Genomic DNA, 22,917 nt, shown 5'->3' with positions numbered 1-22,917 from the left:
GCATCATGCGCCCGGATGTGCAGGTTGGATCTCAGTATTTCTACCGTGCCGCACAAGACGGACGTCGCCTCACCCGTAACTAGACGACCGGTCTAATCAGGTGTAGAGTCCCTCCCATGACCTCCGCCACCTCCCCCGTCCGCGACACGATCCTGGCCACCGGCCAACGGATCATGGGCGCCAAGGGCTTCTCCGCCGTCGGCCTCAATGAAGTGCTCGCGGCGGCAGGCGTCCCCAAGGGCTCGTTCTACCATTACTTCGCCTCCAAGGAGGCGTTCGGGGAGGCGCTGCTGGAGGACTACTTCAGCGCGTACCTCGCCGACATGGACCGCATCTTCCGGCAGCCGGGCCAGACCAAGGCCGAGCAGCTGGAGGCGTATTTCGCTGCGTGGCAGGACAGCCAGTCGTTCGAGGATTGCCAAGGCAAGTGCCTGGCGGTGAAGCTCGGTGCGGAAGTCGCCGACCTGTCCGAGCCGATGCGGGCCGCCCTCCAGCGCGGCACCACCGGGATCACCGATCGTCTGGCGCGGGCGCTTGACGCAGGCGTCGCCGACGGATCGGTGACGATCCAGGACCCGCCCGATGCGGTGGCACGGCGCCTGTACCAGCTGTGGCTGGGCACCAGCATCATGGTCAAGATCGCCCGCACGGCCCGCCCCTTCGACGATGCCTTGGCGCTGACCCGCCGCCTTCTGCATACCGCCCCCTGACAAAGGGATGTTCCAGGCACGTCCAACGACGTGTTTTTTTCTCGGCCCCATCACTAGACGACCAGTCTAATCAAGCACCCGCAGGAGTATCACCCATGAAAGTCCTCATCGTACTGACGTCCCACGACGAACTCGGCACCACCGGCAAGAAGACCGGCTTCTGGCTGGAAGAGCTGGCCGCGCCCTACTACACCTTCAAGGATGCTGGCGCCGAGATCGTCCTGGCCTCGCCCAAGGGCGGGCAGCCGCCGCTGGATCCCAAGAGCAACGAGCCTGACTTCAAGACCGACGCCACGCGTCGTTTCGAAGCCGATGCGGACGCCAACGCACAGCTGGCCGACACCGTGCGTCTGGACAGCGTCTCGCAGGCCGACTTCGATACCGTGTTCTATCCCGGTGGCCATGGCCCGCTGTGGGACCTGGCCGAAGACAGCCACTCGATCGCGCTGATCGAAGCCTTCATCGCCGCCGGCAAGCCGGTTGCGCTGGTCTGCCATGCCCCCGGCGTGCTGCGTCACGTCAAGAGCGCCGAGGGCGCCCCGCTGGTCCAGGGCAAGAAGGTCACCGGCTTCACCAATACCGAGGAAGCCGGCGTCGGCCTGACCGAGGTGGTGCCCTTCCTGGTTGAAGACATGCTCAAGGCCGCAGGTGGCGACTACTCGCAGGGCCCGGACTGGGGCTCGTACGTGGTCAGCGACGGGCTGCTGATCACCGGCCAGAATCCGGCCTCGTCCGCCGAAGCCGCGGCCGTGCTGTTGCAGCGCCTCGGTGCGCCCGCCAAGGCATAGGCCGTGCAATCGGACTGCGCTGACAACGCGTTCCGTAGTGCGCACCAGGGAGTGTCTGCCACGACGCAGACACTCTTCTGGGCCGCTCGCCGCCGTCGCCTGCGGCCGCGCTATCCCATCAGCGCAGACAGTGCATTATCCAGATGACGCGACGCGTGGTAGAGCGGTACATGGCCGCGCTGCAGAATCTGCGCATTCCGGCGATAGCCTACCGATGTCACCTCCAGCCTGTTGGACGCGACACGTGCCACCACCGTCGCCTCCAGAACCCCCGCTGGGTTTTCCATGCCCAGTACCTGTTCGGCATCCTGCTCGCACGGCGGCGCAACACCCACCGCCACGCGTGAGGCGATCGACCCTGAGATGAGCATGGCCGCCGCAAGGCAGCAGCCACCGGAGACCGCCATGGAGGCGTGGGCGGTTTGAGGCGTGAAGTATCGGACCGAGATCGCGCCGCCGCCGCGTGGTTTGCCCACGATGCATACCTTGGGAATCGTTTCACTGTGGGCCAATGCGTCCCGGCTCATCAACTCGCCATCGGGTTTCCGCAGACCCATTCGCACACCCGCCTCAATCCACACCGCGCGCAGCGCCCGCATGAAGTCAGCGTCAGCCTCCAGTTCCGCGGGCTCCTCCCAGGCCGACTTGCCGAACGACCCCGCGTCGATGATGACCATGGGAACAGCCACATCGACGCAGGACACCTGCACCCCGAGCACATCGTCAACGACCCGACCGGTGGGCAGCAGCGTGCCGGTCTTGGCGCCGACCGGCGCTCGAAGGAAGAGGTCGACACCGGGAAAGGCACCCTGGACACCGGGAATCTCGACATCGCGGAGGCCCGCGCCCTCCCTGAGCAACCGCGCCGTGGTGATGACACCGGTATTGGTATTGCGGATATCAATCTCCAGATCACCGCGCGTGCCCGACCCCAGCCCCATGTCGACCGCCCAAAGTGGAAGCGCGGAGGAGAAGTTGCCGCAGTTGACGCTCCAGTCCACAGTGGCATGCGCTGCTGCCAGTTGTGCCAGCGTGCTCACAATCCTGTTCCGTCCGTCGACTGTTTCAACATGCGCCAAAAAGGCCTTGTTGCTGGTCGCCGTGCCGCGGCCGAGCCCGGTGATCTGACTGTTGCGGGCGACCGTCCCCCGCTGAGGCACCCCCAGCAGGTGCCTCAGGAGTTCTTCGCGCGCGACCATATCCGCAGGCGCGAATGCGGCATCGATGATCACGCCGGTCGACGTGCCTCCCCGGGCGTAGTGAACCGGAAACTGGATTACCCCGGCGCGCCGTTCGAGCCGCAGACCACATCGGGTATCAAGGGTTGCCACATCCAGCTCCTGCAATCGGTCGGGCACAGGCCCGACTGCCAGTGTAGAAAACCGTGCTGCCGAGCAAGGCATTTGCGACGTCAGGATGCCGACAGGCGCCGGCATCAGCGCCGTGACCCCCTACCTGATCACCCGCGAAGGTCACTCAGGCGCGGGGCTTCCGCGCCGATACCCCGCGTGAGGACACGGGGGTATCGGCCCCGAACAACGGCGTCCGGCGCGCCTTCCTGGACGCCGGCGCGTCTGATGCTGCGGCAACGGGCTCGGCCAGGTCCGCGATGATCGGGCAATCCGGCCGGTCATTGCCGTGGCAGTGCTCGGCCAGATGCTCCAGGGTCTGTACCATCGCCTGCAGCTCGGCGATCTTGGCCTTCAACCCCCCCACGTGGGACAGCGCCACCGCCTTGACGTCGGCACTGGCGCGCCCGCGGTCCTGCCACAGCACCAGCAGTTCGCCGATCTGCTCGACCGAAAACCCGAGATCGCGCGCGCGCCGGATGAAGCGCAGGCTGTGCGCGTCCTGCGGGCTGTAATGCCGGTAACCCGCCTCCGAGCGTGCCGCCGGAGGGATCAACCCGATCTGCTCGTAGTAGCGGATCATCTTGGCCGACACGCCCGAGAACGTCGCCGCTTCGCCAATATTCATCGTACGGTCCTCATCGCGCCTGCCTCGACGCCGGTACCCAGCGTATCGGCCTGCATCGGTGCATGGAAGCGCTTGAGCCGCAGCGCGTTGCCGAGCACGAACACGCTGGACAGGGCCATCGCCGCCGCGGCGAAGATCGGCGAGAGCAGCGTGCCGTTGAACGGGTACAGCAGGCCCGCAGCCACCGGGATCAGCACCGCGTTGTAGGCGAAGGCCCAGAACAGGTTCTGCTTGATGTTGCGGATGGTCGCCTTGCTCAGTGCGATGGCATTGGGCACGCCACGCAGGTCGCCGGACATCAGCACCACGTCCGCGGCCTCGATCGCCACATCCGTCCCGGTACCGATTGCCAGGCCGACATCGGCCTCGGCCAGTGCCGGTGCGTCGTTGATGCCGTCGCCGACGAAGGCCACCTTGGCGCCGCCCGCGCGGAAACGCTTCAACGCCGCGACCTTGCCGTCCGGCAGCACTTCAGCCGCCACTTCATCGATGCCGAGCTGGCGGGCGATCGCCGCGGCGGTGGCGGCATTGTCGCCGGTGATCATCGCCACTTTCAGGCCGAGCGCGTGCAGCGCCTGGATCGCCGCCGGCGTGCTCTCCTTGATCGGGTCGGCCACCGCGATGACCGCCGCCAGACGACCATCGATGGCGGCATACAGCGGGCTCCTGCCCTGCTCGCCCAGCTGCTGGGCAGTAGCGCGGAAGGCGGCGACATCCAGGCCGAGCTGGGTCATGTAGCGGTCCGCGCCGACTGCGACGCTGCGGCCGCCGACCTGCGCCGACACGCCGAAGCCGGGCACGGCCTCGAAGCGCTCGATGGGAGCCAGTGCAAGACCCCGCGCCTTGGCGGCCGCCACGATGGCCTCGGCGATCGGGTGCTCGGAACGGGTCTCCACTGCAGCGACCAGCGCCAGCACCTCATCCGCCGTGACACCGGCGGCCGGCTCCAGGTCGGTCAGTTCGGGACGGCCCTTGGTCAGCGTGCCGGTCTTGTCCAGCGCAATCACGCTCACATCGCGCAGTGCCTGCAGGGCTTCGCCCTTGCGGAACAGCACGCCCAGTTCGGCGGCGCGCCCGGTGCCGACCATGATCGAGGTCGGCGTGGCCAGGCCCATCGCACAGGGGCAGGCGATGATGAGCACCGCGACGGCATTGACCAGCGCAAAGGTCAGCGCCGGCGCAGGGCCGAACACCAGCCAGACCAGGAAGGTCAACGCGGCCGCGGCCATCACCGCCGGCACGAACCACATCGTCACCTTGTCGACCAGCGCCTGGATCGGCAGCTTAGAGCCCTGCGCCTGCTCGACCAGACGGATGATCTGCGCGAGCACGGTGTCTCCGCCCACCTTGGTGACACGGAAACTGAAGGCACCGGTCGTGTTGAGGCTGCCACCGACGACCTCGGCACCCACCGCCTTGGCGACCGGCACCGGTTCGCCGGTGATCATGCTTTCGTCCACGTACGAGGATCCCTCGACCACCGCGCCGTCCACCGGCACCTTCTCGCCCGGGCGGACCAGCACGATGTCGCCGCGCGTGACCTGCTCGAGCGGCACTTCGACGGTGTCACCGCCGCGCTGCACGCGTGCGGTCCGCGCCTGCAGCCCGACCAGGCGCTTGATCGCCTGTGAGGTGCGGCCCTTGGCCCGCGCCTCCAGCGTGCGGCCGAGCAGGATCAGGGTCACGATCACCACGGCCGCCTCGAAGTAGACATTGGCGGTTCCCGGCGGGAGTGCGCCCGGCGCGAAGGTGGCGACCACCGAGTAGCCATAGGCGGCCGCGGTGCCCAGCGACACCAGCGAGTTCATGTCCGGCGCGCCACGCAGCAGCGCCGGCACGCCCTTGCGGAAGAAACGCAGGCCGGGCCCGAACAGCACCAGCGTGGCCAAGGCGAACTGCAGATACCAGCTGGTCTGCATTCCCAAGGTGTGCATCACCCAGTGGTGCATGGCCGGCACCAGATGTGAGCCCATTTCCAGGATGAACACCGGCAGGGTCAGTGCGGCGGCGAGCATCAGGGAGCGGCGCAGCGCGCGCGCTTCCCCTTCGCGGCGTTCCTCCTCCTGGTCGCCGGCCGCGGCGGTGCTGACGGTGACGGCGCGCGCGGTATAGCCGGCCTTTTCCACGGCGGCCTCGAGATCGGCGACGGACACGGTCCCGGCCAGATGGCGTACTTGGGCGCGCTCGGTGGCAAGGTTGACGCTGGCCGCGATCACGCCGGGCACCTGCGCGAGGCTGCGTTCGACGCGGCCGACACAGGAGGCGCAGGTCATGCCCTCGATGCTCAGTTCGGTGCTGTCTTCCCGCACGGTGTACCCCGCACTCTCGATGGCGCGTACGGCGGCCAGGGGATCGGCCGCACCGATGAAACCGAGGTCGGCGCGCTCGGTGGCGAGGTTGACGGAGGCGCTCATCACGCCGGGCACCGCGGTGAGCGCACGCTCGACCCGGCCCACGCACGAGGCACAGGTCATGCCCTCGATGGGCAGGCTCAGGCGGCTGATCGGCGCACCGGACCGGGAAGCAATGGAAGACATGGGGACAGTCCTTGGGGTGAGGTTACCTGCCACCCTAAAGGTTCCCATCATGGGAAGGTCAAGCGTCATAACGGGGACGGAGGGGATTATTAATCCCCTCCGTCCCCATTAATGGAGCGTTACGGAGCGGGCGTGCCGTCAGGGGTGACGCGCCAGATCGTGTTGGAGAGGTCGTCGGCGACGATCAGGGCGCCGCGCGGATCGACCGAGACGCCGACCGGGCGGCCGCGGGTCTTGCCGTCTTCGCCGAAGAAGCCGCTCACGAAATCGATCGGCTCGCCGGCCGGGCGACCATTGCTGAAGGGCACGAACACTACCTTGTAGCCGACCGGTGGATTGCGGTTCCAGCTGCCGTGCTCGCCCACGAACACGCCATCGGCGAACTGCGTGCCCATCACCGGCGACGAGAACGCCACGCCGAGTGCGGCCACATGCGAGCCCAGCGCGTAGTCCGGTGCGATCGCCGAGGCGACCTTCGCCGGATTCTGCGGCATCACCCGACGATCCACGTTCTTGCCCCAGTAGCTGTAGGGCCAGCCATAGAACCCGCCCTCCTTCACCGAGGTAAGGTAATCCGGAACCAGGTTCGGGCCGATTTCATCGCGTTCGTTGACCACCGCCCACAGCGTGCCGGTGCCCGGCTGGATCGCCAGTGCGGTGGGATTGCGGATGCCGGTGGCGTAATCCTTGTGCGCGCCGGTAGCCACGTCGATCTGCCAGATCCGCGCACGGTCGATTTCCACCGCCATGCCACGCTCGGTGATGTTGCTGTTGGAGCCGATACCCACATAGAGGTAGCGGCCATCGGCACTGGCGGTCATCGCCTTGGTCCAGTGATGGTTGATCGCCGCGGGCAGGTCGGTCAGCTTGACCGGGGCCGCGGCCGCCTTGGTCTGGCCGTCCTGGTAGTCGAAGCGCACCACGGCATCCTGGTTGGCCACGTAGATCGCATTGCCGATCATCGCCAGGCCATACGGGGCGTTGAGCTTGTCGGCAAACACCGTCTTCAATTCATAGGTGCCATCGCCATCGGAATCGCGCAGCAGGGTCAGGCGGTTGCCGCTCTTGACCGCGGTATTGCCCTTGGCCTTGATCTTGCCGGCGATGACGTCCTTCGGTTTCAGATTCGGTGCGCTGCCGCCCCGGCCTTCCGCCACCAGGATGTCGCCGTTGGGGAGGACCAGCGTCTGCCGCGGAATGCTCAGATCCGTGGCGATCGCCGAGATCCGGTAGCCCTTGGGCACGGTCGGCAGGGTGTCGCCCCACTGGGCCGGCTTGGCAATGGTCATGTCCGGCATCAGCCCGCGATGCGGCTTGGGCATCTCCGGGTTGCCGCCGTACTGCTCGAGCTCGGGGGCCTTGCTGCTGCAGGCAGCCAGCGCGACCGCAAGCGCGGACACCGAGAGGATCCGGATCGTCTGGCGGTTCATCGGACACCTCCCGCGCGCAGGCTGGACAGTCCCACCCAGGTCGCGATCAACGCCAGCACCGCCAGGATCACCGAAAGCACCAGCCCGGCCGGCATCACCGCCCACGCATCGCGAGCGTGGTGCAGGCAGTTGATGAAGCCCACGCCCCAGGTCACGGCCAGCAGCACCACATACACCAGGTTGCGGCTGCGACGGACCAGGCCGACGATCCCGCACAGCAGGGCCAGCGTGGTCATCACCATGGCCCCGATCAGCAGCCAGGAGGCGAAGTTGGACCATTGGATCTCGTACGAGCTCCAGTAAGCGTAGTCCGCCAGCAGCGCGCCGAGGAACAGCGGCAGCACGCCACCCAGCACAGCGGCGTGGAACGGATGGATGACCCATGATCGGGTCAGGACAACGGTCGAAGCCATGGTGGTCTCCTGGTGAGGGGCGAATCTCTCCTGATCCTGCCACTGCACGCGTGATGGGGGTGCCGATGGCCGTTGGACTCAGGGAACGGCACGATCCCAGTACGGTGGCGAGCCGATCGCATCGGTGAGGAATGCCGAGACTTCGCGGACCTTGCGCGAGCGCAGTTTGTTTTCCGGCGACAGCAGCTGCAGATGGACGCGCTCGGACTGCGGCGAAAACTCCCAGTCATCGAGCAGCGTGACCATGTGTCCGCCCTGCAGGGTTTCCGGGTTGAACAGCCAGGTCGGGAACATCACCACGCCGCGCCCCGCGAGCGCGGCCGCCAGCAACGCTTCGGCGTTGTTGCTGCGCAAGGGCCCGGTCACGTTCAAGGCCTTGAACGGCGCGTCGGGCGTGGCGCGGAAGTACCACTTCTGGATGCCCAGCTGGCCTTTGTAGACCAGGCACTGATGCTGCAGCAGATCCTCGGGGCGCTCCGGCGTGCCGTGCGCGGCCAGGTAGGACGGGCTGGCGGCGAGCAGGTTCCGGTGCGGCGCGATGACCTTGCCGATCAGGCCCGAGTCGACCAGCGGCCCCACCCGGATGGTGATGTCCACCCCCTCCTGCACCGGATCGATCAGCATGTCGGTGAGGGTGAGCTCCACGAGCAGCTCCGGATACTGGGCCTGCAATGTGTTGACGATCTGGGCGATATGCAGTCGCCCCAGCGATTCGGGGGCGTTGATGCGGATCAGCCCCCGCAGTCCGGCATCGCGGCCTTCCAGCTGTTCGACCGCCTCGTCCAGCAGGTCGACGGCATCGCGCACCTGCAGGTGGAAGCGCTCGCCGGCCTCGGTCAGCCGCACGGCGCGCGTGCTGCGGTAGAACAACTGCTGCTCGACATCCTGCTCGAGTGCCGCGATGAAGCGCGATACCGACGACGCCGGCACCCGGTAGTGCCGCGCCGTGGCCAGGAAGCTGCCGGTGGCGGCAACGGTGAGGAAATAGCGGAGGGCTTTGAGCTGCATGGCGGGGGCGTCGGCGTCTGAATTGCGATTTCAGCAATAGTAATTTGTCTCAAGGCCGGATTGTGGCCGTTATCGCATGCCCATACGATGAGGTCACGCGCATGGCGGATCGCCATGCCCTCCCCCTTCCCCCATCTGGACTCCCCATGAGCGCCCTTTTCGACACCTTCGACCTCGCCGGCCTGCCCCTGCGCAACCGCGTGGTCATGGCCCCGCTGACCCGTGCCCGTGCCCCGCACGACGCCGCCGATGAGCGCACTGCGCTCTATTACGCCCAGCGTGCCACCGCCGGCCTGATCGTCAGCGAAGGCACGCCCATTTCCCGCGAGGGCCAGGGCTACCTGTTCAACCCCGGCATCTTCACCGCCGAGCAGATCGCCGGCTGGCGCCTGACCACCGATTCGGTCCACGCACTGGGCAGCCGGATGTTCGCGCAGATCTGGCACGTCGGCCGGGTCTCGCACCCGACCATCCAGGCCGATGATGCGCTCCCGGTCAGCGCCAGTTCGCGCCTGCCGGTGGGCGCGCAGGCGTTCGGCTACGACGCGCACGGCCAGCCCGCGCTGGTGGCCTCGCCGGCCCCGCGCCAGCTGCAGACGGAGGAGATCGCGCGCATCGTCGCCGACTTCGCGCAGGCGGCCGCCAATGCCATCGACGCCGGCTTCGATGGCGTGGAAATCCATGGGGCGAACGGCTACCTGCATGAGCAGTTCATCAATCCGCGGGTGAATGACCGCAGCGACCAGTACGGCCCGCAGACGCTGGAGAACCGGCTGCGCTTCACCCACGAGGTGATCGATGCCGTGGTCGCGCGCATCGGTGCCTCGCGCACCGCCATCCGCCTTTCGCCGTATGGCCAGCTGTTCGACATGCCGCTGTATCCGGAGATCGACGCGACCTACACCGCGCTCATCCAGGCGATCGGTCAACGTGGCCTGTCCTATGTGCATCTGATGGACCAGTCCGGCTTCAAGGTCGGCCAGAAGTCGGTCGATGGCGCGGGCGATTCGGGTTTCGGCGGTCTGCTGCGCACGCTGAAGCCGCACCTGCCCGGCACCGCGCTGATTCTCGCCGGCGGCATGACCCGCGCGCGCGCCGAGCAGTTGATCGATGCCGGCGTGATCGATCTGGCCGCCTTCGGCACCGGCTTCATCAGCAACCCGGACCTGGTGGCACGCCTGCAGAACGGCTGGCCGCTGGCGCCTGCCGATCGCGAGACGTTCTATGGCGGCGGCGCCACCGGCTATATCGACTACCCGGCCTACGTTCCTGCACGCGAGCCCGCGGCCGCCGAAGCAGCCTGATACGGCAGGCACGACGAAAGGGGGACATCCCGTCCCCCCGTTCGTTGATGCTGGCGCGGACGCACACCCTGCCGCTATTTGCCGGTCACTGCTTCCTGCAGCTTCTCCACCGCCTGGTCGGCCGTGAACGTGTTCGGCTTCTGGATCTTGGGGAAGTCCACGAAGGTCTCGTTGAACTTGGTCAGCAACGCGATCGCGCCGTACACGATGTAGACGTGGTTGATGTACCAGTCCCAGTAGGTGTTGGAGGTCACGTCCGCGAACTCGTACGGATCCGTGCGCAGGTTGTAGATCTTGGGGATGCGCATCACCGTGAACGGTTCGCCCCAGATCTGCATCGTGCCTTTGCAGCGCTGCTCGATGAAGGTCACCTTCCAGTTGTCATAGCGGATCCCGAGCATGTCGCCATCATCGGAGATGTAGACGAACAGCTTGCGCGGCGATTTCTCTTCCTTGCCGGTGAGGTACGGCAGCAGGCTGACACCGTCGATGTGGTTCTTGTAGGTGCGCCCGATCGCCTTGACGCCCTTCTTGAGGTCGTCGACCACGCCCTTGTTGCCGGCCAGTTCCAGGAAGGTGGGCAGCCAGTCATGGTGCTGCACGATCTCGTTGGAGACCGAGCCGGCCTTGATCTTGCCCGGGTAGCGCACCACCAGCGGAATCCGGAACGCGCCTTCCCAGTTGGTGTCCTTCTCGCTGCGGAACGGCGTCATGCCGCCATCCGGCCACGAATTGCGATGCGGCCCGTTGTCGGTCGAGTACACCACCAGAGTGTCTTCGGCGATGCCCAGCTCGTCGAGGTAATCGAGCAACGAGCCCACGTTCTTGTCGTGGTCGATCATCGTGTCGTGATACGGCGACTGCCAGCGCCCGGCCTGCCCCAGGCTTTCCTTCTTGGTATGCGTGATCAGGTGCATGTGGGTGAAGTTCACCCAGACGAAGAACGGCGTGTCGTCGTCGTTCGCCTGCTTGATGAAGGCCTTGGCGCGGTCGGCGAAGTCGTCATCGCAGGTCAGCATGCGCTTGCGGTCCAGCGGGCCGGTATCCTCGATCTTCTGCTTGCCCACCTTGCCCCAGCGCTTCTGGTCGGTGCTGTCATCCTTGTCGGTGGCGAAACTGTGGATCACGCCGCGCGGCTTGATGGTCTCGATGAAATCCCCGAACTCGTCCTTGGGGAAGTAGTCGTACATCTCCGGCTCTTCTTCGGCATTGAGGTGGTACAGATTGCCGTAGAACTCGTCGAACCCATGGTTGGTGGGCAGCATGTGGTTGAGGTCGCCCAGGTGGTTCTTGCCGAACTGCCCGGTGGTATAGCCCTCGTTCTTCAGCAGCGCGGCGATGGTGACGATCTTCTCGTTCATGCCGACCGGCGCGCCCGGAATGCCGACCTTCGACAGGCCGGTCCGCAGGACGCTCTGGCCGGTGATGAAGGACGAACGCCCTGCCGTACAGGACTGCTCGCCGTAGGAGTCGGTGAACAGCATGCCCTCGTTGGCCAAGCGGTCGATGTTCGGCGTCTGGTATCCCATCAGGCCGCGCGAGTAGCAGCTCAGGTTGGAGATGCCGATGTCGTCTCCCCAGATGACGAGAATGTTGGGCTTCTTTGCGGATGAACCGGGCTTCTTCTTTGCGGATGAGCTGGCCATGCACTTCTCCGACGACGGTGGTGCTCAATAGTCCGTGTCGGTCATCGTCGCGGCCAGCGTGTTTCTACTTAGACGGCGTCAGTAAGTCTTCGCCTCCCCCTGCTCATCCCTCCCAGCTGACGCCTTTTGGCGCACTGGAGAAACCGGCGGCCCGCAGCGCGTCCATCAGGCCATCGCGTCGGGCCGGCGCATCGTCGATCAGTTCCACGGTGAACGAGGTGCGGCGGCCACGCCGCAGTGCACTGGCCAGCGCCTTGGCCGCGGCAGCCGTGGTGTCTGCCAGGGACACATCGTCCGCGTCGAAGAACGTCAGCAGCTGGCGCCCCCCCTGGGCCAGGTACATCAGCAGCCGCCCACCGCCGATCACTACCAGGGCACCGGCGCGGCGCACCGGCCGCACGCGCGAGCCGTGCACCGGCCAGGGCAGCACGGTCCCGAACGGATTGGCCGGATCGACCGCGGACAACCCGACGGCGACCTCGGCGGCACCGGGCCGCAGGGCCTCGGCGATGTCGCGCAGCCTATCCACGATCAGGCGGTCGGCGAACTGCGCCCCACCCAATCCTTCCACGAAGCGGCCGCGCAGCACGCGGCCCGCATCCTCCATGCCCCGATAGACCTGTTGCAGGGCCGGGAAGCCGCCGGCGATGCCTTCGGCCACCGCCGCGCCACGGGTCACGATGCCGTGCCGGTCCAGCAGGCCGTCGGCCAGCGCCACCGCGCGTACCGTGTCGCTGATCGCCTCGCGCTGCAGCAGCGACCAGCGCCCGGCCAGGGTGGGTGCGGCGAAACTGGCGATCACTGCCGACGCGCCGTCGGCCAAGGGCGTCTCCCCCATCGGGATGCCACGGAAGCCTCGACCACGCCGCGACGTGCGCGCGACCCGCGGCCGTGGCGCGCGTGCGCCGGACATGCCGCGCAGCGGTGCCCACAGATCGGTGCTCAGGTAGCCCGCCCAGGCCAGGTCCCACAGCGCGGCGTGCAGCTGCTCGGCGCTGATATCCGTAGTCGGCGTGCCGGCCCGCGCCCAGTGACTGCCCACCGCCGTGACCAGCTGGCGCGCGAAGTACGCGCCGCCGTCGGCCAGCACCTGCAGCAGGGCCTCCTGCAAGGGCGACAGCGCGGCCGAGACCTGGAGTGCCGGCAGTGTCTCGGCGGCGACCTCCTGCAGATGCAGCGAGACCAGGCCGTCCTCATCGCCCAGCCGCCCATGCCCGGCCCACACCACGGTCCCGGTGGCGAGCAGCTCATCGAGCATTGCCGGGGCGTAGTCGACCACGCGCGCCGGGAGAATCTGCTGCTCCCAGACCGACACCGGCAGCGCCACGCCGGCCAGCAGCTCGACCACGCGCAGCACCCCGTCGATGCCCTCCAGCGCGCCCGCGCCGCGGTGTACGCTGCCCTGCGCGGCCTGTTCGGCGTCGGCGAGCACGCCATGGCGCTCCAGCAGCAGCAAGGCATATGCCTCGCGCGCGACCGGGCGGGTCGCCTCGCGGGCCTGCTGCAGCGAGCGCATCCGCAGCCGACGGAATACCGCGTCACCGACCCATTCGTGGCGGGCCAACGGCATCGGCCCGGCCATGGCGGCGGCGGAGCGTGCATCCCGGCGGGCCACACCGAAGCTGCCCTTGAGCAGCTTGCCCTGCACTTCCAACCCCACCAATGCCGCATCGACGACGGCCACGCCGAGTCCGAACGCGGCGGCGGCCTCCGCCGTGGTGAACGGCGCATGGGTGCGTGCGTATCGCGCGAGCAGTTCGCCCAGCGGGTCCACCGACGGCTGCAGGAATACCGCCGGCACGTCCGTCGGCAGGCCCACGCCGAGGGCATCACGCAGGCGCCCGGCATCCTCGATGGCCGCCCAGTGCACACCGCCGGCGATCCGGACCGGGAAGGCGCGCCGCTCATCGACGAGGGCGGCCAGCTCAGGCGCAGGATCGGTATCGACCAGTCGCAGCGCCAGCGCTTCGTCGGTGAGGGGCCCCAGTTCGCGCAGCAGGTCGGCGATCCCTTCCCTGCCGCGCGCTCGTCGATCGGGCGCCCGCCGTTGCAGCTCATCGCCCACCTGCTCGACCACGGCCGCATCCAGCAGTTCGCCGAGGTCGACCTGGCCGAGCAGATCACCGAGCAGGCCGCTGTCGAGCGAGAGCACCGAGGCGCGGCGTTCGGCCAACGGCACATCGGTGCCGTACATGAACTCGGCGACATACCCGAACAGCAGGTTCGCCGCGAACGGTGACGGCACCTCGGTGGTGACATCGGCGATCGCCACGCTGCCTTCGGCGAGCCGCTGCATCAGCGCATCCAGCGCGTCCAGATCGTAGACATCCTGCAGGCACTCGCGCGCGGTCTCGATCAGGATCGGGAACTCCGGGTAGCCCTGCGCGATGGCGAGCAGTTCGCCGGCGCGCAGGCGCTGCTGCCACAGTGGCGAGCGGCGGCCGGGCGTACGCCGCGGCAGCAACAGCGCGCGTGCGGCACATTCGCGGAAGCGCGCGGCGAACAGGGCCGATCCGCCCACGGCGCGGGTGACCTCCCGGCGCAGCCGCTCCGGCTCGAACAGGAACAGCTCCGCGCCCGGCAGGCGTCCGTGTGCGTCGGGCAGCCGCGCGATGATGCCGTCGTCGCTGGCGACCACCGCCGGATCCACGCCCCAGCGTTCGCGGATGCGCGCGGCCACCGCCAGCGCCCACGGATCGTGCACGCGCCGCCCATACGGCGAATGCAGCATCAACCGCCAGTCGCCGGCCTCATCCCGGCAGCGCTCCAGCACCAGGCTGCGATCGGTGGGCAGCACACCGGTGGCCTCGCGCTGCTCGGCCAGCAGCCCGGCGATGTTGGCGATCGCGTTGTCGGCCAGCCCGGCGGCCTGCAGCCGTTCGCGCAGTGCAGGCCCAATCCCCTCGTCCCCCTCGCCCCCCTCGTCCGCCACCACGGCGTCGAGCGCGCCGATGAAGGCGCCCACCGCCTCGCCCAGCTCGGCGGGCCGGCCGACCCCCTCACCGCGCCAGAACGGCAGGCGCGCCGAACGGCCCGGCGCTGGGGTGACGACGACCTGATCGTGGGTGATCTGTTCGATCCGCCACGAGGTCGCGCCCAGGGTGATCACGTCGTTGACCCGCGATTCGTGGACCATCTCCTCATCGAGCTCGCCGACGCGGCGTGACCCGGCACGCTCCTCGCCTTCCGGCAGCACCACGCTGAACATGCCGCGGTCCGGAATCGTCCCGCCGCTGGTGACCGCCAGCTGCTTCGCACCCGGGCGCGCGCTGAGTTCGCCGGTGACCCGGTTCCAGACCAGGCGCGGCCGGAAGCCGGCGAAATCATCGGAGGGATAGCGCCCGGCCAGCATGTCCAGGGTGGCATCGAAGGCGCTGCGGGGCAGCGACCGGTATGGAGCGGCGCGGCGCACGCATGCATACCAGGCCTCCACGTCCAGCGTCTCCATCGCGGCGGCGGCCACTGTCTGCTGGGCCAGCACGTCCAGCGGGTTGCGCGGCGGGTCGATGGCTTCGATCTCGCCGGCCAGCATGCGCTCCACCGCCACGGACGCGTCGATCAGGTCGCGCCGCGTGCGCGGGTAGACCAGGCCCGTCGAGATGCCCCCGACCTGGTGGCTGGCGCGCCCGACCCGCTGCAGCGCGCTGGCCACCGAGGGCGGTGCGGCCACCTGGATCACAAGATCGACCAGGCCCATGTCGATGCCCAGCTCCAGGCTGGAGGTTGCCACCACGCAGCGCAGTTCGCCGGATTTGAGCGCCTGTTCGATCTCGCGGCGCTGTTCCTTGGAGACCGAGCCGTGGTGCGACCGCGCGATCAGCGTCTCCGCACCGGCGGCCCGTCCGGCGGTGCCGCCATTGAACGAGCCGTAGTGCTCGGGCGCGGGCGCCGCTGTCGGGGCCTGCGCCGGGACCTGGCCGCGGGCGACGCGGTCGGCGTACAGCTCGTTCAAGCGCGCGGTCAGCTTTTCGGCCACGCCCCGCGAGTTGGCGAACACGATGGTGGAACGCCGCGCCAACACCTGGTCCAGGATGCTGGCCTCCACATGGGGCCAGATCGACCCGATCCGCCCGGACGCCGGTGGCGCATCGGCCGCGGCAGGGTGTGGCGGAATGTCGGCCATGTCCTCCACCGGCACCACGATGCGGACATCCAGGGCCCGCTGCGAGGGCGGATGGACCACGGTCACCGGGCGGTCGCCGCCGAGGAACCGCGCGACTTCTTCGACCGGTCGCACCGTGGCCGACAGCCCGATGCGCTGCGCTGGCGCCCGCAACAGGGCGTCGAGCCGCTCCAGGCTCACCGCCAGATGGGTGCCGCGCTTGCTGCCGGCCACCGCATGGATCTCATCGATGATCACGGTATGCACGTCGCGCAGGGTCTCGCGCGCCTGCGAGGTGAGCATCAGGAACAGCGATTCGGGCGTGGTGATCAGGATGTCGGGCGGACGCCGCAGCAGCCGCGCGCGCTCCGCCGTGGTGGTGTCGCCGGTCCGGATCGCGACCGACAGGGTGACTGCCGGATCGCCGCGCCGCTCACGTTCGGCACTGACGCCCTGCAGCGGTATCTGCAGATTGCGCTGGACATCGGCGCCGAGCGCCTTGATCGGCGAGAGATACAGCACGCGGGTGCCGCGCTTCTTCGGCGCCCCGCTGCGGAACAGCTGGTCGATCGCCTGCAGGAACGCGGCGAGGGTCTTGCCCGAACCGGTCGGCGCGATGACCAAGGTGTGCTGGCCGGCGCTGATCGCCGCCCAGGCCTGCGCCTGTGCCGGGGTCGGGGTCGCGAACGCCGCCGTGAACCAGTGGCGCGTAGCGGGAGTGAAGGCAGCCAGTGAATCGGGCGTGGGGTCTTTCGGGGTCGGCATGGATCCGGGTGTCGTGGGACGGTCGCCCGGCATCGGCCGCGAGCGCAAGGGAACCAGCCTAGGGTATGCCGCGTAGGGCATGCGTCAACCGGCACCGATCGCGTCGCATCTGCCGGGCACCGGTCGCCCCTGGCCCGCCACCACTCGTCCCTTCACCCCCGGATTTCGGCCCCAGGCCACGGCTGGCGGGCCTCTACGGGACCACACTGGCCGGCATCGAACACGGCACTGCCACAGGAACCACCCCGATGAAACGACGCGATTGCCTCAAGGCTGGACTGACCCTGCCGCTGCTGCCGATGCTGCTCAAGGCCGGACCCGCCGTCGCGGCCGGTGCTGCCCGGGTACGTCCCGGCACCGCGGCCTGGCCTGCCGCTGCGGCGTGGGAGCGGCTGTCGCGTGCCGTCGGCGGTCGCCTGTCGGTGCCGCAGTCGCCGTTCCTCGCGGACCCCGCCACCCGCGCGGCGGCGCTGGAGCAGCTGCAGAACCCGTTCTACCTCGGCGACCAGCCCGCACTGACCCAGACCAGCGGCTACTTCGGCGCGTGGCGTTCGGTGCCCAGCGCCAAGCTGGTGGCCGCCGCCAACAGTGCCGATGTCGCCGCCGCGGTGAACTTCGCCCGGACCCATCACCTGCGGCTGGTGGTCAAAGGCGGCGGGCACAGCTACCACGGGACGTCCTGTGCGCCGGATTCGCTGCTGGTCTGGACCCGCGCGATGAACCAGGTCGAGCTGCACGATGCCTTCGTCGCCCACAACGCCCGCCCGGGCACCGCACCGCAGCCGGCGGTCAGCGTGGGCGCCGGGGCGATGTGGATCGATGCCTACGATGCGGTCACCACCCGCGGTGGGCGCTATGTCCAGGGCGGCGGCTGCACCTCGGTAGGCGTGACCGGCCTGGTCACCGGCGGCGGCTTCGGCAGTTTCTCCAAAGCCCATGGCACGGCCGCGGCCAGCCTGCTCGAAGCCGAGATCGTCACCGCCGACGGTCAGATCCGCATCGTCAACGCCGACAATGACCCCGAACTGTTCTGGGCCCTGAAAGGCGGCTGCGCGGCGAGTTTCGGGATCGTCACCCGGATGACGCTGCGCACCCATGCCCTGCCCGACACCTTCGGCGGCGTCTCCTGCCAGATCCAGGCCAGCGACGACGCCAGCTGGCAGGCCCTCGTGGCGGAGATGCTGCGCTTCTATCGCGACGCGCTGTGCAACGCGCACTGGGGCGAGCAGTTCACCTTCAAAGACAAGCGCCGCCTGTCGATCTCGATGGTATTCCAGGGCCTGTCGCGCGACGCGGCCGAAGCGACCTGGACGCCGTTCCTGGACTGGGTCCGCGCCCGGCCGGCGTACGCCATCACCGACCCCCTGCAGGCATTGGCGATGCCCGCCCGCCACATGTGGGACGCCGATTTCTTCCGCGAACACGCCCCCACGCTGATCGCCGAGGACACCCGCGAGGGCGCCGCCTCCCGGCACATGCTGTGGAAGGGGGACCAGGGTCAGGTCGGCTGGTTCCTGCATGGCTACGCCTCGGCCTGGCTGCCCTCCTCCCTGCTCGACGATGCCCGGCGCACGCAGGCGGCAGCAGCCATCTGCGCGGCCGCCGAGCACATGGATGTCGGCATGCACTGCAACAAGGGCCTGTTCGGAGCGCCCGCGGCGGCGCTGGCGGCCAGCCGCGAAACCGCCACCCATCCGGCGGTGCTGGATGCCTTCGCGCTGGCCATCATCGGCAACGCCAGCGGGCCGGTGTATCCGGGCCTCGGCCTGAACGTCGATGAGCCCCGTGCACGCCGCGGCGCGTTGAACGTTGCGCGCGCCTACCAGGCACTGAGCGTGGTGGCGCCGTCGGCGCCGGCCTATGTCTCGGAGAGCGACTACTTCCAGAAAGACTGGCAGCAGGCCTTCTGGGGACCGAACTACCCCCGGCTGCAGGCGGCCAAGCGCCGTTACGATCCGCAGGGTCTGTTCGTCATCCACCATGGTGTCGGCAGTGAAGACTGGAGCGCGGACGGCTTCGAGCGGATCGCCGGCTGAAGCAGGTGCGCTTGCCCCTGCGCTGGCGTAGCCTGCGCGCAGCCCGCCCGCCAACGGAGATCGCCCTGTGATTCCGACCACGCCCGCCCGCCGTTTCCCTGCCGTGCTCGCCCTCGCGATCGCAGCCGCCTTGACGCTTCCCTCGAACCGGGCGCAGGCGCAGGTGCCGGCCCCCGCCAGCGCCCCGGCCGCCACCTCGTTCAACGCCCTGCTCGATGCGCAGACAATGGCCGCGATCAACGCCGATCCGGAACTGCGCACGATGCTCGGCATCAGTGGCGATGCCGCCGGTGATCTGTCCGGCCAGCTGACCGACGTCTCGCTGGCCCGGCGCGAGATCAACCGCCGCTTCCTGGTCGACAACCTGGCGCAGATCCGTGCATGGAAAGGCCCGCCGCTGGATCCGCAGCAACGGCTCAGCGACGGGCTGGCGCGCTGGTTCTACCAGACCCAGATCGATCTGATGGCCGTGCCGTGGGCCGCGGCCTGGTTGCCGGTCGGCGGCAGCGCCTACGCCGTGGACCAGTTGTTCAGCCTGCCGGTTAACCTGCCGCAGTTCATGGACAACCAGCATGCGGTCACTGACGAGACCAGCGCCCTTCATTACATCGCACGGCTGCAGGCGATGGGCCCCAAGCTGGACCAGGTCCGGGCCAACGCGGACATGCAGGCCCGCCTGGGCGTGGTACCGCCCGAGGTAGCGCTTGAGGGCGCGGCCAACCAGTACCGTGCCCTGCTGAAACCGGCGCCGCAGGACAGCCTGTGGGTGCAGTCATTGCGGCGCAAACTGGACAAGGTGCCCTCGATCCCCGCGTCCCGGCGCGCTGAACTGATCGCACAGGCGACCACGGCGGTGCGCGATGCGGTGAACCCGGGCTATCAGCGTCTGCTTGACAACGTGCAGGCAACACTGGCGACCCATCCCGGCAACAAGGGGGTGTGGGCACTGCCGGACGGCAAGGCGTACTACGATGCCGCGCTGCGCTGGTATACCAGCACCGACCTGGATGCCGATGCGATCCACCAGATCGGGCTGCGCGAAGTGGCGCGGCTGGACACGCGCATGGATGCCCGCCTGAAACAGCTCGGGCTGCGCGACGGCAGCGTGGCCGCGCGCATCGCGCAGCTGCGCAGGGACCCGCGCTACCTTTACGAGGACAGCGACGCCGGCCGCACGCAGCTGATCGGCGACATCGAGCAGCGCCTGCGCGACCTCGATCCGATCCTGCCGACCTACTTCGGCCACCTGCCGACACAGAAACTCCTGGTGCAGCCGGTGCCCGCGCACATGCAGGCCACCTCGCCGGGCGGCTATTACTACCCGCCGGCGATGGATGGCTCGCGCCCGGGCACCTTCTTCATCAACCTGGGCGACATCCGCTCCAACACGCGCTGGAGCATTCCCACCCTGACCTATCACGAGGGTTCGCCGGGCCATCACTTCCAGATCTCAATCGGCCAGACTCTGACGGACCTGCCGATGCTGCGCCGCAGCCTCAATCCCAGCGCCTTCAGCGAAGGCTGGGCCCTGTATGCCGAACAGTTGATGGCCGAGGCCGGCGTGTACCGCGATGACCCCGCCGGTGACCTGGGCCGCCTGCAGGCCGAGATGTTCCGCTCGGTGCGGCTGGTGGTCGATACCGGTCTGCACCGCAAACGCTGGACGCCCGAGCAGGCCGTCGCCTACATGGAGGAGAAGACCGGCATGACTCCGGCCGACGTCCGCATCGAGGTCAACCGCTACCTGGTGCAGCCCGGCCAGGCCTCGTCCTACAAGATGGGCCAACTGCGGCTGCTGGAACTGCGTGAGCACGCCCGCAGGGAACTGGGCGACCGGTTCGATATACGCGCCTTCCACGATCTGATCCTGGGCAATGGGGCCATGCCGATGACCGTGGTCAGCCAGGCCGTGGACGCGTGGATCGCCGCGGGTGGACCTACAACGACTGCCCCAGCTCGATGAACAGCACGTTCTCACCGCCTTCGCGGAATCCCATACCGAAGATCAACGGGCCGATCCACGAATCAAAACCGAGGAACAGGCTGCCGTTCAAGATGCCGTCGCTCAACGACATGTCGCTGCGCCGCTGCCAGGCATTGCCATACTCGACCGTGCCACCGACCTGGGCCGAGCGCCCGAGCAACGTGCCCAGCTCATAGGTGTAGCCGGCAAAACCCAGTGCATAGTCCTGCCCGGTCAGCTGGTTCTGCTGGAAACCGGCCAGGCGCCAGCGCCCGCCCAGCCGGTACAGGTTCTGCACCGGCGCCGTGCCGGACGACGTGACGTGGTAGCGCAGTCCCAGCTGCAGGGCATGCTTGCCGAACGAGCGCGCAGCCACGGCATCCAGATCGATCTGGCCGAACCGCGCATCCGCGCCCAGGCCGGTGCTGGACTGGTACGTGCCGGCGTTGACCAGATACCCCTCGCGCGGGAAATACACGCTGTCGATGTCGTCCAGCGTGGCCTGCGCGATCCACGCCCCCTCGTCGAAGTCCACGCGCGGGATGGTGGGGTCGCCAACTTCCACCTCGGCGTTGCCGGTGTAGCGCTCCACCCCCACGGACAACGCGAGCACGTTGGACACATTGTGGAACAGCGCCACCGTGGCGCCGGTGCGTCGCACGCGATAGCGCGCGATCTTGTCGCCGGCATCGTCGTAGAGATTGAAGCTGCGGGTCTGGAAGCCACCGCCGGCCTGGAAGGCGTATCGATTGTGCAGGTCGAACGGGTGGTAGTACTGACCGGTCAGGCCGGGTTCGCTGCCGATCTGCAGCGCGATGCGCGCTTCGGCGCCGTAAGGCGACAGCGGCGAGAACAGCAGGCCGGCGCGCAGGTTGCTTTCGTGATTCCCTTCGAGGTCGTTGCTCAGGCTCAACCCTGCCTCCAGGTACACCGGTCCGTTGGGCTTGGGATACGCCGACACCACGACACCGGTCCTGCCGTCGCGCGCCTGGATCTCGTAGTTGATGCTGGCCAGCGTTCCCATGCCATAGGCGCGCAGTACGCCGGCCTGCATCGCCTCCACATCCAGCGGTTGGCCGATGCGGACCGGGAGATAGGACAGCAGCAGGGCGTCGGCGTACCCGGTGTGGTTGTCGATCTCGACGAAATCGATCGTGGCCGGCATTGCCGGCGGTGCGCGTCCGGCACGCTGCGCGGCCAGCCGGGTGTAGGTCTGCGGCGTCTGCGCGAACGCCTGCAGCGCCGGCGTGGCCTGGTCGGCGGCGAGCTGGCCGATCCGCAGCGCTTCGGGTGCCTTGTCGAAATCGCCGGTGGCGACCTTGCCGGTCAGGTCCGGCGAGATCAGCAGATCCTGCGCGCCCAGACTGTCCAGCTGCGCCTGCGCGCTGCGGGTCGTCAGGAAGCCGCTCAGCTGGCCGATCACCTCCACCAGGCTTGCATTGCGGTCCAGCGCGCTCAGCGGCGTGCCCACGTCCACCGCGATCACCCGGTCGGCGCCCATCGCCCGCACCACGTCGATCGGCACCTGGTTGGACAGGCCACCGTCGAGCAGCACCCGGTCGTGGATCACCACCGGACGGAAAATGCCCGGCAACGACATGCTGGCCCGCATCGCCATCGGCAGGCTGCCCTCGGACAACACCACCGGCTTGCCGGTATTGATGTCGGTGGCCACCGCCCGGAACGGGATCGGCAGGTCGTCGAAACGGCCATTGACGCGGCCACCGCCGGTGGCGCGCTCGAACAGGGCGATCAGCTTCTCGCCCTCGGAGACGCCTCCGGCCAACGCGACCGCCTTGCCCTCGCCGCCCAGCCCGATGCCGATCGGGGCCAGCTGGGCATAGTCGTCGGCCTTGCGTCGCAGCGAGCGCTCGCGGCGCGGCAAGGTATCGGTGAACAGGCTCAGCCATTCGGTGCTCAGCACCAGCTGCTCGATCTTCTCGGGCGTGGCGCCGGACGCGTACAAGGCCCCCACCAGCGCGCCGGCACTGGTCCCGGCGATGCAGTCCACCGGAATGTGCAGCGCCTCGAGCTGTTTGAGGATGCGGACATGGGCGATGCCCCGTGCGCCGCCACCGCCCAGCGCCAGCCCGATCCGTGGCCGGGTGTCGCCCGGGCCGCGCACGCCACAATGGCCGCCCTGGCCGGCCAGGTCGTTGGCCGCAACGGGTTCAGCCGCCCGCAGCGGCGACAGCGCGGTGCAGGCGAACAGGCTCGCGAGCATCAGCGCCGCCGTGA

Annotated in this window: 14 protein-coding genes; 5 read left to right on the top strand and 9 right to left on the bottom strand. The window is 68.4% G+C overall.

Annotated features, from left to right (window positions below; all coding sequences use genetic code 11):
* The first annotated feature begins 116 nt into the window (after positions 1 to 116).
* Positions 117 to 710 (top strand): TetR/AcrR family transcriptional regulator, encoded by a 594-nt coding sequence (locus ABE473_RS00310; protein WP_346488024.1) that lies wholly within the window; start codon positions 117 to 119, stop codon positions 708 to 710.
* 95 nt (positions 711 to 805) lie between these two features.
* The gene (locus tag ABE473_RS00305) at positions 806 to 1,498 is read left to right on the top strand and encodes a type 1 glutamine amidotransferase domain-containing protein (protein ID WP_346488023.1); all 693 of its coding nucleotides are present in this window, start codon (positions 806 to 808) and stop codon (positions 1,496 to 1,498) included.
* 110 nt (positions 1,499 to 1,608) lie between these two features.
* On the opposite strand, the gene ABE473_RS00300 is transcribed toward ABE473_RS00305, so the two are convergent.
* The 6 genes from ABE473_RS00300 to ABE473_RS00275 all read right to left on the bottom strand — a co-directional run bounded on the left by ABE473_RS00300 (position 1,609) and on the right by ABE473_RS00275 (position 8,863).
* Positions 1,609 to 2,829, bottom strand: coding sequence for a PrpF domain-containing protein (locus tag ABE473_RS00300; protein ID WP_346488022.1), 1,221 nt, complete (start codon positions 2,827 to 2,829; stop codon positions 1,609 to 1,611).
* A gap of 145 nt (positions 2,830 to 2,974) precedes the next feature.
* Entirely contained in the window at positions 2,975 to 3,475 is a 501-nt protein-coding gene (gene cueR / locus ABE473_RS00295; protein WP_313212972.1) for a Cu(I)-responsive transcriptional regulator, read from the bottom strand.
* Positions 3,472 to 6,012: a heavy metal translocating P-type ATPase gene (locus ABE473_RS00290; protein WP_346488021.1), complete on the bottom strand. Its 2,541-nt coding sequence runs from the start codon at positions 6,010 to 6,012 to the stop codon at positions 3,472 to 3,474. The genes cueR and ABE473_RS00290 overlap by 4 nt, the downstream gene beginning before the upstream one ends.
* Before the next feature lie 119 nt (positions 6,013 to 6,131).
* Positions 6,132 to 7,442, bottom strand: coding sequence for a sorbosone dehydrogenase family protein (locus tag ABE473_RS00285; RefSeq protein ID WP_346488020.1), 1,311 nt, complete (start codon positions 7,440 to 7,442; stop codon positions 6,132 to 6,134).
* Entirely contained in the window at positions 7,439 to 7,855 is a 417-nt protein-coding gene (locus tag ABE473_RS00280; protein ID WP_346488019.1) for a DUF2231 domain-containing protein, read from the bottom strand. The genes ABE473_RS00285 and ABE473_RS00280 overlap by 4 nt, the downstream gene beginning before the upstream one ends.
* A 78-nt stretch (positions 7,856 to 7,933) precedes the next feature.
* Positions 7,934 to 8,863: a LysR family transcriptional regulator gene (locus tag ABE473_RS00275; protein WP_346488018.1), complete on the bottom strand. Its 930-nt coding sequence runs from the start codon at positions 8,861 to 8,863 to the stop codon at positions 7,934 to 7,936.
* Between the two features lie 146 nt (positions 8,864 to 9,009).
* On the opposite strand from ABE473_RS00275, the gene ABE473_RS00270 reads away from it, so the two are divergent.
* Entirely contained in the window at positions 9,010 to 10,167 is a 1,158-nt protein-coding gene (locus ABE473_RS00270) for an alkene reductase (RefSeq protein WP_346488017.1), read from the top strand.
* A gap of 74 nt (positions 10,168 to 10,241) precedes the next feature.
* Here ABE473_RS00270 and ABE473_RS00265 read toward each other — a convergent pair whose 3' ends face one another.
* Positions 10,242 to 11,813 carry an arylsulfatase gene (locus ABE473_RS00265; RefSeq protein ID WP_346488016.1) on the bottom strand — a complete coding sequence of 524 codons (1,572 nt, stop codon included), beginning with the start codon at positions 11,811 to 11,813 and terminating at the stop codon, positions 10,242 to 10,244.
* Positions 11,814 to 11,916: 103 nt separating this feature from the next.
* Entirely contained in the window at positions 11,917 to 16,680 is a 4,764-nt protein-coding gene (locus tag ABE473_RS00260; RefSeq protein ID WP_346488015.1) for an ATP-dependent helicase, read from the bottom strand.
* A gap of 248 nt (positions 16,681 to 16,928) precedes the next feature.
* Between ABE473_RS00260 and ABE473_RS00255 the strand changes: the two genes are divergently transcribed.
* The gene (locus ABE473_RS00255; RefSeq protein WP_346488014.1) at positions 16,929 to 18,716 is read left to right on the top strand and encodes an FAD-binding protein; all 1,788 of its coding nucleotides are present in this window, start codon (positions 16,929 to 16,931) and stop codon (positions 18,714 to 18,716) included.
* A gap of 67 nt (positions 18,717 to 18,783) precedes the next feature.
* Positions 18,784 to 20,679, top strand: coding sequence for a DUF885 domain-containing protein (locus ABE473_RS00250; RefSeq protein WP_346488013.1), 1,896 nt, complete (start codon positions 18,784 to 18,786; stop codon positions 20,677 to 20,679).
* On the opposite strand, the gene ABE473_RS00245 is transcribed toward ABE473_RS00250, so the two are convergent.
* Positions 20,654 to 22,903, bottom strand: coding sequence for a patatin-like phospholipase family protein (locus ABE473_RS00245; protein WP_346488012.1), 2,250 nt, complete (start codon positions 22,901 to 22,903; stop codon positions 20,654 to 20,656). The genes ABE473_RS00250 and ABE473_RS00245 overlap by 26 nt on opposite strands.
* Between the last annotated feature and the right edge of the window lie 14 nt (positions 22,904 to 22,917).

Origin of the sequence: Stenotrophomonas sp. TWI700 (assembly GCF_039673645.1) — a bacterium.
Taxonomy (GTDB): domain Bacteria; phylum Pseudomonadota; class Gammaproteobacteria; order Xanthomonadales; family Xanthomonadaceae; genus Stenotrophomonas; species Stenotrophomonas maltophilia_AA.
The sequence above is the reverse complement of the archived record's forward strand: the minus strand, read 5'-3'. Positions and strand labels throughout refer to the sequence as shown.